At 59.3% G+C, this 14,688-nt stretch carries 11 protein-coding genes and 1 pseudogene; 10 read left to right on the top strand and 2 right to left on the bottom strand.

Translation table 11 applies throughout. The annotated features are described in order from the left end of the window. Positions 1-4 precede the first annotated feature (4 nt). Positions 5-1,267, bottom strand: a complete 1,263-nt coding sequence (locus HQ843_RS03930) for a metal-dependent hydrolase family protein (protein ID WP_180899726.1) — start codon at positions 1,265-1,267, stop codon at positions 5-7. A gap of 73 nt (positions 1,268-1,340) precedes the next feature. On the opposite strand from HQ843_RS03930, the gene HQ843_RS03935 reads away from it, so the two are divergent. From HQ843_RS03935 to HQ843_RS03950, 4 genes are read left to right on the top strand one after another with little or no spacing between them, the layout of a single operon-like run. Further along, on the top strand, positions 1,341-2,528 hold the full coding sequence (locus HQ843_RS03935; RefSeq protein WP_180899725.1) for an ROK family transcriptional regulator: 1,188 nt from the start codon (positions 1,341-1,343) through the stop codon (positions 2,526-2,528). Positions 2,529-2,540: 12 nt separating this feature from the next. Further along, positions 2,541-3,527, top strand: a complete 987-nt coding sequence (locus HQ843_RS03940; protein ID WP_180899724.1) for an ABC transporter permease — start codon at positions 2,541-2,543, stop codon at positions 3,525-3,527. Between the two features lie 25 nt (positions 3,528-3,552). Further along, positions 3,553-4,506, top strand: coding sequence for a sugar ABC transporter substrate-binding protein (locus HQ843_RS03945; protein ID WP_180899723.1), 954 nt, complete (start codon positions 3,553-3,555; stop codon positions 4,504-4,506). Positions 4,507-4,519: 13 nt separating this feature from the next. Further along, positions 4,520-6,043, top strand: coding sequence for a sugar ABC transporter ATP-binding protein (locus tag HQ843_RS03950; protein ID WP_180899722.1), 1,524 nt, complete (start codon positions 4,520-4,522; stop codon positions 6,041-6,043). Between the two features lie 18 nt (positions 6,044-6,061). On the opposite strand, the gene HQ843_RS03955 is transcribed toward HQ843_RS03950, so the two are convergent. Then, positions 6,062-7,201 (bottom strand): hypothetical protein, encoded by a 1,140-nt coding sequence (locus HQ843_RS03955; protein ID WP_180903412.1) that lies wholly within the window; start codon positions 7,199-7,201, stop codon positions 6,062-6,064. A gap of 370 nt (positions 7,202-7,571) precedes the next feature. Between HQ843_RS03955 and HQ843_RS03960 the strand changes: the two genes are divergently transcribed. From HQ843_RS03960 to HQ843_RS03985, 6 genes and pseudogenes are all read left to right on the top strand, one after another. Next, entirely contained in the window at positions 7,572-8,933 is a 1,362-nt protein-coding gene (locus tag HQ843_RS03960; protein WP_180899720.1) for a CapA family protein, read from the top strand. A gap of 151 nt (positions 8,934-9,084) precedes the next feature. After that, a complete protein-coding gene (locus HQ843_RS03965; RefSeq protein WP_180901972.1) occupies positions 9,085-10,056 on the top strand; it encodes an ABC transporter ATP-binding protein in 972 nt (323 codons plus the stop codon). Next, positions 10,053-10,997 (top strand): ABC transporter ATP-binding protein, encoded by a 945-nt coding sequence (locus tag HQ843_RS03970; protein ID WP_180899719.1) that lies wholly within the window; start codon positions 10,053-10,055, stop codon positions 10,995-10,997. The genes HQ843_RS03965 and HQ843_RS03970 overlap by 4 nt, the downstream gene beginning before the upstream one ends. 17 nt (positions 10,998-11,014) lie before the next feature. Continuing rightward, positions 11,015-11,965 carry an ABC transporter permease gene (locus HQ843_RS03975; RefSeq protein ID WP_180899718.1) on the top strand — a complete coding sequence of 317 codons (951 nt, stop codon included), beginning with the start codon at positions 11,015-11,017 and terminating at the stop codon, positions 11,963-11,965. Next, positions 11,962-12,912, top strand: a complete 951-nt coding sequence (locus HQ843_RS03980) for an ABC transporter permease (protein WP_180899717.1) — start codon at positions 11,962-11,964, stop codon at positions 12,910-12,912. Before HQ843_RS03975 ends, HQ843_RS03980 begins: the two co-directional genes overlap by 4 nt. 344 nt (positions 12,913-13,256) lie before the next feature. Beyond that, positions 13,257-14,630: pseudogene (locus HQ843_RS03985) on the top strand (peptide ABC transporter substrate-binding protein). Positions 14,631-14,688: the final 58 nt, after the last annotated feature.

Genomic DNA, 14,688 nt, shown 5'->3' on the forward strand with positions numbered 1-14,688 from the left:
TGCCCTATCCGAGCCGATTGAGGGCAAACTGTCCCGACTTGATCACGCAGATCGGCTGCTGCAACCGGCGCACATCGTCAACAGCCGATCCGTTGACAACAACGATATCGGCGTCGTAGCCCTGCGTCAGTTGTCCCGTTTGCGTTGAAATACCCAATATCTCGGCGCCCAGCACAGTGCCTGCTCGAAGCGCCTCGGTCGCCTCCATCCCTCCTGCAACGGCAAGCTCGAACTCCTTGGCCGCGAAAGCGAGCGGATGCGTCGGCCGGCCGATCAGGTCAGTCCCGAGAACGAATTTGACGCCCGCTTCGAGGCCCGTCCGGAAACTCTCCAGCATCGCCTTCCAGTGCGCCTCGAAGGAAACCCGTTCCTGTCGCGAATACCCGAATTCGTCAAACGCCATGCGATGGTAATGCAATTGCGAAAGTGTGGTGACCACAGGTGTTTGCGCGTGCGCAAGCCGCTTGCGGGTTTCCTCCGATATGGCGTAGCCGTGCTCGATAATGTCGACGCCATGATCAAGCGCCTGGGCCACGGCCTGATCGCCGATAGCATGAACACTCACCTTGAACCCGTTGCGATGGGCCTCGTCGACCGCAGCCGCCAGTTCTTCATCGCTCATCGCCAAAAGCTGGCCGAAGGGGTCATCGCCCCACGCCTTGTTGATATCGTTCGGCCGACCCTTGGTCAGCCCAAGCTTGATGAAGTCGGTGCCTTCCTGAAGCCGCTGGCGCACGCGCCGGCGCATTTCGACGGGACCATCGGCCACAGCGCAGGCACGCCCTTCCGGCAGAAGCGCCGCGGGCTTGCCGCCCCATGTGCCGGCGGTCGTGGAAATGAATTCGCCGGCAGCCACAAGACGTGGTCCCTTGATGAGACCGGCCGCAATGGCCCTGCTCAGGTCAGGGCCGACAGACGAACCGAGGCAGCGGGCGGAGGTAAACCCGGCTTCCAGCAGCTCTCCAAGTTCCGAGGCGGCCCGCAGCGCCCGGCCCGTCTCGCGCGCGCTCATCAGGCCGCCGAGCGCCAGGGAGTCCATGCCGAATGTGTGCATATGCGCATCGATCAGTCCGGGCATGATCGTTGCGTCGCCAAAATCCATTTCCTCCGCATCCGGTGGAACATCGGCGGCCCCCACGCCCACAGCCAGGATTTTCGCCCCCTCCACGAGCATGCCGGAACCTCCGACAAGCTCAAGTCGCGTTCCCGCGAGAATACGGTCGGCGCGAAGGTAAAGATGACTGGGTCTTTTGTTCGTTTTTGACATAATTACTCTCCCTTTTATAACATTATTGACTTATTAGCACAAAGATGAAATGCTTTCCATCAGGGAGAAGGAAATGAGCCGAGCATCAGCACCCAACAAAGCAAGAGCGCGCGTTATCGCGGCGCTTGAAAAAGGCGGCCCGCAAACGCGGGCGATGCTGTCCCGGCACGCCGACATTTCCCGCTCCACATCATCGGGGATCATTTCCGAATTACTGGAGGAAGGTATCGTCGAGATCATCGAGATGGGGCCTGACGCGACACGCGCGGCCGGACGTCCGGGCTCGCTCGTCGCATTGTGCCAGGATCGGGCCTTTCTCGTCGCCATCGACTTCGGACGCCTCGGCCTGAAGGTCGGTCTTTTCGATCCCCGCTACCGGCTGATCGATTCTTATGACGGCGATTTCAGCGTCGATGTCGATGCCAATGAAGCGCTTGAAGCCGCCGCCCGTCAGGTCGACATTCTCCTTTCCAAGAACAATATCGACAAAACCTCGGTAGAGGCCGTCGGCGTGGGCGTCCCCGGTCCCGTCGAAGCCGAGACCGGATGCATTCACGCCGGATCCATTCTGGCCGGCTGGATCGGCACCGATGTACCCGGAGAACTGTCGAAGCGACTCGGCCTGCCGGTCTTCATGGACAACGACGCCAATCTCGGCATGCTGGCCGAAAGCCAGATGGGCGGCGCAATGCATGCGAAAGTCGCGCTCTATGTGCTGCTTTCCGTCGGCGTCGGCCTCGGCATCGCGATCAATGGCGAGGTTTTCAGAGGCACTGGCGGAATTGCCGGAGAGCTTGGGCATGTCGTGACAAACGAAAATGGTCCGGTATGCCGTTGCGGCAGCCGCGGCTGCCTTGAAGCGCAGATATCGGTCAACGCTCTGGCTCAGTCGTTGTCCGCAACCCATCGCGACCTTACGGCAACGCAGATGCTGAAACGCGCCGCCGAAGGGGATCTCGTTGCTCGCCGCGTCGTTATCGATGCCGGCGCCATGGCCGGACGGCAGGTCGGCGCGCTGTGCAATTATTTTAACCCGGACCTTATCCTGGTTGGCGGCGAGTTGATGCGCGCCGGAAACATTCTGATCGATGCGATCAAGGATTCGATGGCGCGCACGACGATCGCCCGGGCCGTCGAGTCCGTGGCGGTTCGCCCCGGCGCCCTCGGCGAACTCGCCGAGCTCTACGGCGCCGCGATCTTCGCCCATCAAAAGGCACTCAGGGCCATGCATGCGCCAGCTGACAGAAAAAACACACGGTAAGTGGAGGATAGGATGAGCAAGTCTGCGCAGGCAGAAGCGCCTTCGGTATTCAGGAAGATATTCCCGAAAGAGTTCCAATGGACGAACTACGCCCTTCTGGCGATATTTGTCCTGCTCATCGTCGTCTTTTGCCTGACCATCCCCAACTTCGCCACTTGGGCGAATTTTGCCAATGTCCTTCAGCGTAACTCGATCATCGGCATCGTTGCCTGCGGCATGTTGCTGATGATCCTGCTTGGCGGGTTCGATCTCTCCGTGGGCGCCGTCGGCGCGGTATCCTCGGTGGTGGCGGCAGCACTGATCGTCCATGTTTCCTTGCCGCTGGGCATCGTGGCCGCGCTTCTGCTGGGGCTGTGCATCGGCGTATTCAACGGTTTCTTCATCGCCAAAATCGGCATGAGCCCGTTTGTGACAACGCTCGCCACGCAGGTGCTCGTAACCGGCATCATGTTCGTCGGTACGGCCGCGCAGCCGGTTTATGGCATGCCCGACTACTTCACCATGCTCGGCCTCGGCCGCATCGGACCGATCCCCGTTCCGACGATCATTTTCGCCATCGTGGCCATCGCGACATGGCTCATGCTCAGATACAGCCGCTTCGGCCATTACATCTACATCGTCGGCGGCAACAAGGCTGCCGCCCGCCTCGCCGGCATCAATGTCGACCGGATCGTCATCCTGACCTATGGCCTCGGCGGGCTTTTTGCGGCGATCGCGGGGATCGTGCTGCTCGGCCAGACCAATATCGGACAGCCCGCCAGCGCCGGCGACTGGCCGTTGACAGCGATCGCCGCCGTTGTGGTCGGCGGCATTCCGCTCAGCGGCGGCGTCGGCAACGTCGGCGGCGCTGTCCTTGGCACTCTGTTGCTTGGCTTTATCGCCAATGCGCTCAATCTACTCGGGGTCTCACCATTCTGGCAGCCCGCCGTTACCGGCGCTGTCATTCTCATAGCGGTGGGAACCGATAGCTACCAACGCCGTCGTAGTGAACTGCGTTGATTCTCAAAGAGGAGGAAATGAAATGATGAAAATACTCAAAAATCTCTCGCTGATGGCCGTTGGCGTGGGCCTGGCTGTGGCCACCACATCCCCGACCCTCGCCGCCGAAAAAAGTATCGGCTTCATGATCTGGAATACGTCCGTTCCATTCTATTCCAACCTGATCAGCACCGCGGAAAAGACCGCGAAAGAAAACGACATCGATCTCAACATTCAAAGCGGCAACGGCGACCTGTCGACACAGATCTCCATCGTTCAGCAGTTCATCGCCCAGAATGTCGACATGATCATGATCGCGCCAAGCGATCCGAAAGGCATTGTGCCGGTCGTCAAGCAGGCAAACAAGGCCGGCATCCCGGTCATGGCCGTCAACACCAAGGCCGACACCGAAAGCGGCGCCGATATCCTCACCTATGTGGGCGTGGACGACTATGTCTTCGGTCAGAAGCAGGGCGAACTGCTGGTTCAGGCCGTCGGCGAAAACGCCAAGGTTGCCTATATTCTCGGAAAGCTCGGCACATCTGCGCAACTGGCACGCGAATCCGGTCTGATGGACACGCTTTCGAAACACCCGGGCATCGAAATTATCGGCAAGCAGGCCGCAGACTGGGATAACGCCAAGGCTCTTGCGATCACGCAGGACTTTCTCAGCCGCTATCCCAAGGGCAATATCGATGCAATCATCGACCAGGGACCGGAAGGTGTGACGGGCGCGATCTTCGCCCATCAGAACGGACGCGACGATGTCCTGTTCGTCATGGGCGACTATCCGGCCGATGTTCGCAAGGCCATTCAGGACGGCTACGTCTACGGGACCGTGATCCAGGATCCGGCACCGCAGGGACAGGTCGCGATCGAGGACGCCGTCGCCTACTTCAACGGCAAGGGCGACACAATCCCGAAGCCGAACCACTATCTGGACCTGCCGATCATCGACAAAAGCAATGTTGCTGATTTTCCGCCGGCCTGGGGCGGCTAAAAGCGAGGACGCCATGCTGCTCGAAATGAAAAACATCCGCAAGACCTTCGGCCCGATCGAAGTTCTCCACGGCGTTGACTTCACCGTGAAGCGTGGCGAGATCCATGCTCTTGTCGGCCATAACGGGGCCGGCAAGAGTACCCTGATGAAAGTGCTCGGCGGCAATTTCAGCGACTATGGCGGCGATATCTCGATCGAGGGCAAGCCGCTCATCCTGAATTCGCCGGGTGCCGCGATCGCCGAGGGCGTCGCGATGATTTATCAGGATTTCTCGCTCATTCCCGACATGACGGTGGCCGAGAACATCGCGCTCGGACGCGAACCGGCGGGAATATCGAACGCACTGGTCAATCATCGGGCGTTGCGAGAACGCTCGGCTGAAGAAGCGTCCGCTCTCGATATCGATCTGCCCATGGACAGCCCCGTCCGAAAGCTCGGCGTTGCAGGCCAGCAACTGACCGAAATCGTGCGCGCATGTTCGCGCAAGATAAAAATACTGGTAATGGACGAACCCACCGCGCGGCTGGCGCCTGCCGAACGCGAGCATCTTTTCAGGGTCATGCGCAACATGGCCCAAAATCACGGTGTCGGCATTGTCTATATCAGCCATTTCCTCGATGAAGTCATCAATGTCGCCGATCGCATCACGGTTCTGCGCGACGGCAGCGTCGTCGAAAGTCGAGACAGCCGCGATTATACGGTGGAGAGCCTCTCACGCCTTCTGGTCGACAAGGACGATCTCGAAGCCCCGGCGAAGCACGAGGCTCCCCTTGCCTTGAAAGACGACGCCGTCTTCGAGATCAAGGATCTCACCTTTCCCGGACGGTCCGCATTCTCGCTGACTGTCAATTCAGGCGAAATCCTTGGCATCGCCGGCCTCATCGGTTCGGGACGGACCCGGATTGCAAGAGCCATCGTCGGCGACCTCCAGTCCAAAGGCTCCGTGAGGGTCGCCGATACGACGCTCCATAGCCGTACGCCACGGACCTCTGCGCGGGCGGGACTGGTCATGGTGCCCGAAGACCGCAAGATCAGCGGACTTGCGCCGAACGCCAGCATCGAGGCCAATATGGCCGTCACCGCCATCAACAGGCTGCTCGCCTTTTCTGGCTTTGTCTCACTCGGCAAGCGACGGGCTTTCGCTGAAAAATACATATCCGACTTCGGGATTCGCCCGCCAGACCCGACCCAGCGCGTCAACCGCCTTTCCGGCGGCAACGCCCAGAAGGTTCTGGTCGCCCGTGCACTTGCGGCCAGACCCAAGGTTCTCATTCTCGACCAACCTACCGCCGGCGTCGATGTCGGGGCGAAGGCCGATCTTCACGGGTTGGTGCGTTTGGCCACCGAGGAGGGAGCCACCGTCGTGCTGATCTCCGACGAACTGGAAGAACTGATCGGGCTGTCGGACCGCATCGCGGTCATCTCCGAGGGCAAGATCCAGCCTCCCCGCCCCGCTTCCGAATTCACCCCCGCATCGCTGCTCGCCGCCATGAGTCACGGAGCCCGGCGAGAGGAAACGGAATTGCAGGCATCCTGAGCGCGTTCCGGGCGGTTTCTACATTCTGAACCGTCGAAGACGCTGCTGCATCGCACGGCCGTCTTCGGTGTCCGCGCGGTCCATAAGCTCGGTCATCGTGAAGAGACAGATGCCTTCGACATTGGCATTCTCCAGTGCGTCCAGCATGGCACTGAATTCCGAAGCGTCGAGCGTGGCCGACCTGTTTGCCCCGGCGTGCATGCCGTCGAGATAGAGCGGGCTTGCCTGAACCGTGCAGATTGCCGCGGAACTGCCGCTTCGCATACGGATATGCTCGGCAATCCGCGCGGGCCACAGCGCATCCTGCTTCATGATCTGATGGTAGGCCATCACCTCGAAGACCTCCACGACATCGCTGAGCATTTCGATATCCTGGCCGAAGACTTCGGCGCCGGCGCAACCGAAATCATCGCGAAAGAGCGGTACGGTATTGATCGACACCGGCAGGTGACGTTGGCCATCCTCGAATACGGTTCTGATCGTCTTTATGGCATCGCAGGTGACCCTGCATTTGAATGTCGTCCACGCCTCCCTGTGCCCGGCCAGAATAGCTTCTGCCGTGTGTTGCGGCGACTGTGGGTCGAGGGAAAGACCGGCGAAGCTGTTGAACTCCGAAATCGTCTGCGCGGAAAAGCAGTATTCCGGCTTGTCGGCGCGCCGGTCGCCGGGCAGCCACGTTTCCCAGAAACCGGGCCACCGGATGAAACCGAGATGGACACCGTCGGGATCGAGCGCAGCCACCGCCGCCTTCAGACGCGCCGCCTTTTCTTCGATATTCGGATGCCGATCCGGTGGAACGCCGACATACCAGTCTTCCCGATGATGACGCCGACCGAACTGGTCGATCGGCAGGTCTTCGGGGTGCGCGTCTGCATAGGCAGGATCGAAGCAGATATTCTCGACCGCGATATATCCGATATCGCGCTCGCGCAGGCAATCCCTCAGGGCACGATCATCCAGAGCCTCATAACGCAGTCGGTCCGTCTTGGAGACGGCACTTTCGACTGCCGAATTCGCCATTGGCAGGAATCGGCTCTGGGCAATCACATAGGTCATATTGAGATCGGCCAGATGATCGGCCAGTTGCTCCGGCTCCCAGCCGTAACGGATGAACCAGTCGTTGTCGTATAGCTTTACACCGCTTCTCAAATTCATCATGGACTCCTCGGCTCGCAGATATGTCGCAAGTCGCCGGAACCGTAAAGAGCCAACCGGCAAACAGCCCTGCAACCTTTCAGGGCAAAAAGCGCCCTCAAGGCAAAGACATTCAAGCAGATACCTATTGCCCGCATCACGCCGGATCAACCGAACACGACTGAATTGTCACCAAAGTATCTCAATTCGGCATATCTGAAAGCAATATAGCTCGTATTGCGATAGAAATTTGACTTTTGTAATCTCTGTCTACCAGCAGAGGCATACCTCGGCAGGCGAAAAAAACAGACACGGAAGACATAAGCTGCGCTCCGTATCGCCGGAACAGGCAGATCGGTTTGCAGCAAAGCAAAGCTCGGAGGAGACAGATAGCATGGAAACAAAAGGTGACTGGCGGGTATCTCTGGCTGGAGAATGCATGGTTAGCCGCCCCTTCTCGATGCATGATGAGCCCGAATTTCTAGAAGTCTGGGATCTCATAAAAGATGCGGATGTTTCCTACGGTCATCTCGAGATGAACTTTGCTGTGCCCGAAGAGCTGAAATGGCCGGCCCGGGGACAGGGTATCGGCAGTTTCATGATGTCCGACCCGGCAATTGCCAAAGATCTGAAATGGGCCGGCTTCGACATCATGTCCACGGCCCACAATCACAGTTTCGACTTCGGCGCCGAAGGTCTCGTCGCGACGAAAAAACACATGAAGGAAGCGGAAATCGTGACCGCCGGGACCGGCGTCGATCTCGAGCGCGCCTCCGAGCCGGGTTACGTCGAAAAAAAGAACGGTCGGGTTGCGCTGGTATCAACCTCCTCCGGCAACCAGCATTTCATGTGGGCCAACCACGCCAAGGGCTCGTTCATGGCGCGGCCAGGCGTGAACCCGCAGCGTCTGCAGTTCGAATTCAAGGTCGACCCTCAGACCATGCAAAACCTTAAGGATTTTGCCGAGAAGCTCAATATCGTCAAACCGCCGAAGCACGGCCCGAAAGATGCGTTCGGCTTTCTGATCCCCGGTGCGCAGCAATGGGGCGATCCTGAATGTTTCGTCGAGGGCGATGAATGCGAAATCGTTTCGAGCTGTAACAAACGCGATCTCGCCCGCAATCTGCGCTCGATCGAAGAAGCAAGTTCGATGGCCGATCTGGTCATCGTGGCGCACCATTTCTCGGTTTCGGATGGCCCGCGCGGCGACACGCCGCCGCGTTTCGTGCGTGAATTTGCGCATCATGCCATCGACGGCGGCGCCGACATCTATGTCGGCCACGGCTGGCACAAGACCCTGGGAATCGAGATATACAAGGGGAAGCCGATCATTTACGGCATTGGCAACTTCTTCGCTCATTCCGAATTCATCCAGCATGTCCCCTATGACAGCTATGATGCGTGGGGACACGACGTGGACGCCCTGCCGACATTGCACCCCGCTCTTCACCCGCTGCATCCCGGCCTCGATACGCCGTCGTCGACATGGTGGAGTTCGTGTATCCTTCAGGCCGCGATGAAAGACGGCAAGCTCGCCAGCCTGCGCCTCCATCCCGTCGAGATGGGGCGTGAATCCAACAAGGAAGCGACACTTCACCGGCGGACTGGCAAGGGAAAGCATGCCCTCACCGAGGGTCGGCCCATGCGCGCGAAAGGCGAGGACGCCGTCCGCATTCTTGAGCGCTACAGGCACCTTTCGGAACCGTTCGGCACGAACATCGAAATAGAAGACGGCGTAGGAATTATCAGGGTCTGATAACAAGGAGAATACCTGGGAGGAAAGGTCGAAAGACCTTCAGGTCGATCAAATGCCGCCGTCGCGGGTTTCACTGACGGCAAGGGAGGATGGAATGGGGCAGTTCACGCCCGCCACAACATCGGCAGTGAACGCCGTGCCGACAGCTGGCATGGCGGTTCACAACGCAGCGCTTCTGGAGGTTCGTGACCTTCGCATCGCCTTTCCAGCCAAGGAGGGGGGCGAGAGCCTCGTCGTGGCCGGTCTCTCCTATCGCATCGACGCCGGAGAGACCCTCGGCATCGTCGGGGAGTCCGGTTGCGGCAAGACGATGACATCGCTCTCGCTCATGGGCCTGGTGCCCGGCAATGGACGGATCGGCGGCGAGATCGTCTTCGAAGGCCGCAACCTGCTCGATCAGAACGAAAGGCAATGGCGCAACCTGCGCGGCGCCGATATCGCCATGATCTTTCAGGAACCAATGACGGCGATGAATCCGGTCATGTCGGTCGGCAAACAGATTGCCGAAGTCCTGAAGGTTCACGAAGGGCTGGGCTCCCGCGCCGGCTTCGACCGCGCGGTGGAATTGCTGGAGGCTGTCGGCATTCCCTCGCCGCGGCAACGCGCCAGCGATTATCCTCACCAGCTTTCAGGCGGCATGCGCCAGCGGGCTATGATCGCCATGGCACTCGCCTGTCGTCCGAAACTGCTCGTCGCCGACGAACCGACCACCGCGCTCGATGTCACCATTCAGGCTCAAATCCTCGATCTGATGCTCGAGTTGCAGGAAGACACCGGCATGGCCATTCAGTTCATCACCCACAATCTCGCGGTGGTGTCCGAACTCGCCCACCGGATCCTCGTCATGTATGCCGGGCGCGGGGTCGAATACGCCCCTTCCGAAAAGGTGTTTGCCAACCCACTGCACCCCTACACGCGCGGCCTGATCGAAACCCTGCCGGATCCGGACCGGAAGGTCGATCGCCTCAAGGTCATTTCGGGAAGCCTCAGGGTTCTGCCGCCCAAGGGTTGTCGCTTTGCGGCCCGCTGCCGGCTGGCAACGGACGAATGCCGGGTCGCCGAACCCCCGCTTGTCGAAGTCGAGCCGGATCATTTCGTCGCCTGCATAAAGGTATCGTCATGACGGATCTTCTCGAAATCGACAATGTCAGCATTCGTTTTCCAATCCGCGCGGGGATCTTCAAACCCGGCCTCTGGCTCCGCGCCGTCGATAACGTCACCCTGTCCCTGAAGCGCGGCGAGACGCTTGCGATCGTCGGCGAAAGCGGCTCGGGCAAGTCGACGCTTGGCTATTCGGTGGCGCGGTTGCGCGAGCCCACATCCGGCTCCATCCGTATCACGCCGGCACGCACCCATCCGGGCGGACGCGATCCAGTGCAAATGATCTTCCAGGATCCGTTCTCGGCGCTTGATCCGCGTATGTCTGTCGAGGATATTGTCGCCGAACCGCTGCGTCTTGCCGACATTCATCGCAAGATACGCCGCGAAAGCGTGGCGGACGTCCTCGAGCAGGTGGGCATGCCCGCCGACGCCGCCAATCGATATCCGCATCAGTTTTCCGGCGGTCAGCGCCAGCGAATAGCGATCGCCCGGGCATTGATCGGGGATCCCGAACTGATCGTTGCGGATGAGCCTCTTTCCGCACTCGATGTCTCGATACAATCGAAGATCCTCAACCTTCTCGAGGACATCCGGGGAAAGCACAACATCAGCTATTTGTTCATCAGTCACGATTTCGGGGTTGTCCGGCATCTGGCAGATCGCGTCGCGGTTCTTTATCTCGGCCGGATCATGGAACTGGCGAATGCCAACGATATTTTCGCGACGCCGAGCCATCCGTATACACAGGCGCTGTTCGAAGCCGTCCCGAGGATCGGGCGCGGGCGGCGCAAGCGCGGTTCGGTGCTCAAGGGCGAGATACCGACGCCGCTGAACCCGCCCTCGGGCTGCGTGTTTCATCCGCGCTGCCCGAAGGCGACCGCGATCTGCACCACGACGCGACCCGAGCTTTTGCCTGCGCCCGGAAGACCCGAGCAGCTTTCCGCTTGCCACCACAAAGATTGACAAGAAGGACAGAATGAATGTTGCGCTATTCCCTCTCACGTCTGTCGCAGGCCGTCATCGTCATCTTTGTGATGTCATTTCTGCTGTTTCTGCTGATCGGGCTGATGCCCGGCGACCCGATCGAGAACATGTTCGAGGGCAACCCGTCCCTGACCCCGGAGCTGATCGACCAGGTGCGGCAGCTCTACGGAATTAACCAGCCCATATACGTGCGCTACTGGCATTGGCTCATCGCCGCCGTCCACGGCGATCTCGGTTATTCGAGCCTCTATTTCCGTCCCGTTCTGGATGTCTTGCTGCCGGCAATGCTGCAGACCACAAAACTTCTGGGACTGACGCTGCTCGTCTCCGTTCCACTGGCGATGACCCTCGGCGCGATCGCGGCAAGAAAACCCAATCGGTTCGTCGACACCGTGGTCAGCATGTTTTCATTCGCGGCAATCTCACTGCCGAATTTCTGGGTCGCGCTGCTCCTGATCATCCTTTTTTCGGTCAAGCTCGGTTGGCTTCCCGCATCAGGCTCTCCGATGTCCAACGATGCATCGTTCTGGACCGAGATACGTCACCTGGTTCTGCCGGTCACCGTTCTCGTGATGTTTCATGTCGGCCCGCTGATCCGCTATGTCCGCGCTGCGATGATCGAAACGCTATCGTCCGATTTCGTCCGCACAGCCAGAGCCAAGGGGTTGAGCGAGCGCGTCGTGGTAGTCCGGCATGCCTTGCGCAACGCACTGATCCCGATGGTCACCGTGCTGGCTCTGAGTTTCGGGCACCTGTTTTCCGGCGCACTGGTGATCGAGACCATCTTCGGCATGCTCGGCATGGGCAAGATGATCTACGACGCCATTGCCAATGTCGACTTCAATCTGGCTCTTGTCGGGCTGCTGCTCGCAACCATTGTCGTACTGATATCCAATCTTCTCGCCGACCTCGCCTATGCCGTACTCGACCCGAGGATCACGCTATGACCGATGTGACCGACACACCAGTTTTCGCCCGCGCGCCGCTGCCGCCGCAGCAGACAATCTGGCGAATGCGCTATGACAAGTTCCGCAGCCATCATATCGCTATGGTTTCGCTGATTTTTCTGATCGCTCTCGTCGTTGTCTGCCTGTCCGCCTGGCCTATCAGCGAATTGCGCGGCATCGACGTGAACGCAACGAACCTTCTCGCGCGGTTCCAGCCGCCATCGGCCAGACATTGGCTCGGAACCGATGATCTCGGACGCGATGTTTTCCTGCGGTTGCTCTACGGCGGCCAGGTTTCGATTGCGGCTGGTCTCCTTACAACGCTGCTGACGTCAATCATCGGCATCACGATCGGGGTGGCGGCAGGCGTTTTAGGCAGCCGGATCGACGGCATACTGATGCGCGCAACCGATTGCCTGATCGCGATCCCTCTGATCCCCCTGCTGATCGTTCTGGGGTCCATCGACCTTACCAAGATCGGTCTTTCCTCTTCGGCCGCGAACTCGCCACTCTACATATTCCTGCGCATCGTGATCATTATCGCCATCGTCGACTGGACGACAACGGCCCGCATCGCCCGCGCCGGCACGATCCAGATGAGAGACCGCGACTATGTCAAGGCGGCGACGGTGAGCGGCGCAAGGCGCTTCTACAACGTCATAGTGCACATCATTCCCAACATCTCGACACCGCTCATCGTTGCGGCAACGCTGACGGTCGGGCGCGTCATTCTTCTTGAATCCACGCTCAGCTTCCTCGGGTTCGGCATCGTTCCGCCGACGCCGACCTGGGGAAACATGCTGACCAATGCACAGCAATTGATCATCTCGGCCCCGCATCTTGCCGTCTACCCGGGGCTGCTGATCTTCGCCACTGTCATGGCCGTCAATTTTGTCGGCGATGGCGTACGGTATGCCTTTGACCCACGGGCAGAAAACGAGGGTTGATCACGCTGACTTCATCTTGTGACCATTGGGAGGAAAATCACATGAGAACGAAGGTTTTAATGACGACAATAGCAGCGCTGGCCCTTGGGGTCGGCGGCATGATGTCGATGGCGACGGCCCAGCCGAACAAGAACGAGCTTGTTGTAGGGCAACTCCAGTTCCTGAAGAATTTTCATCCGCTGATTCAGGTCAACAACACCAAGCGGCTGCAGATCAACTACGGTCTTCTGCCGCTGACCGCGTTCGACCCTGATGCCACCAACCAGTGCATCCTTTGCGAAACGCTGCCGACGCTTCAGAACGGCCTTGCCGAAATCATCGACATGCCCGATGGCTTGAAGGGCATGAAGGTCAGGTTCACGCTGAAGGAAGGGCTTTCCTGGGGCGACGGCGAACCGGTCACGTCCAACGACGTGGCTTTCACGCTGAAGATGGCGAATGATCCCGATATCGGCTTTTCCGCCTTCAATCCGTGGACCCGCGCCAGCGATATCGAGATTGTCGACGACCGGACCTTCATCTTGACGCTGCCGGAGGTAACGCCCGGCTTCGCCTCGTGGGACCAGATTCTGCCGGAGCATATCGAAGGTCCGATCTACGATGCCACAGGCGACAATGAAAGCTACGTGAAGCAGACGCTTTACAATACCGACCCGACCAATCCGGGCCTGTGGAACGGCCATTTCATGCTTTCCGAATACCAGATCGGAACGCGATTGACCTGGGTTCCCAATCCGCATTGGCCGGGCAAGGCGCCGGGCTTCGATCGCATTATCTTGACGTATCGCGACAATTCCTCGGCGCTGGTGCAGAACTTGCTGGCCGGCGAGATTGACGCCGTTCCGGTCAGCCCCGGAGGGATCAGCTTCAGTCAGATGCTTGACGTCCAGACGCAGCGTCCCGATCAGCTCAGCTATCACTTCACCGACGGCACCAATCTCGAACGGATAGCGGTCAATCTGGACAACGAGATACTCGCAGTCCCGGATATCCGCAAAGCGATTATGATGGGGATCGACCGGAAGGCGATAACCGATGCGCTTTTTAACGGAAAATAGTCCGTGGCAAATGGCCTCCTTTCGCAGTCCAGCCCCTTCTTCAATCCGGATATGACAACCTATTCCTACGATCCGGATGCGGCAAAAGCCTTGCTTGCGGAAGACGGGTGGACACCTGGTTCCGATGGTATCTGCACAAATGACGACGGCGACCGGCTCGCCTTCGACCTGGCCACGACGGCAGGCAACCAGACGCGCGAGCAGATTGCCCTGGTCATCCAGAGCCAGCTCGAACAGATATGCATTGCGGTGACGCCCAAATTCGTGTCGCTCCAGACCTATAACGGGGAGTTGTCGCGCCGCCGGGAGTTCACCGGCATGATCATGTCCTCCATCCGGTTCTCGCCATCGACATCTCCGGCCATCGCGCTGGCGACCGACAAGATCCCCAATGCGGAGAACAATTTCGTCGGCAACAACTTTTCGGGATATTCAAATCCCGATATGGATGCGGCTCTTGAAGAGTTCCAGCAGGCGCTGGACCAGGACGGACAGAAGGCGGCGTGGCAGAAGATCCAGGCCAAATTCGCTGCAGACCTGCCGATGCTGCCGCTGTACTTCTATACCGAAGCCTATGTCACGGTTCCCGACCTGAAGGGGTTCCGTCTCGACACCTACGACCCTCTGATGATCTGGGCGAACGACTGGTACAGGGACTGAACCCGCAGTTCAGTTCAACCATGCCAATCAGGCAAGGTGGAACGGGCGCGGATGCCCG

The organism is Martelella sp. NC20 (genome assembly GCF_013459645.1).
GTDB lineage: Bacteria > Pseudomonadota > Alphaproteobacteria > Rhizobiales > Rhizobiaceae > Martelella.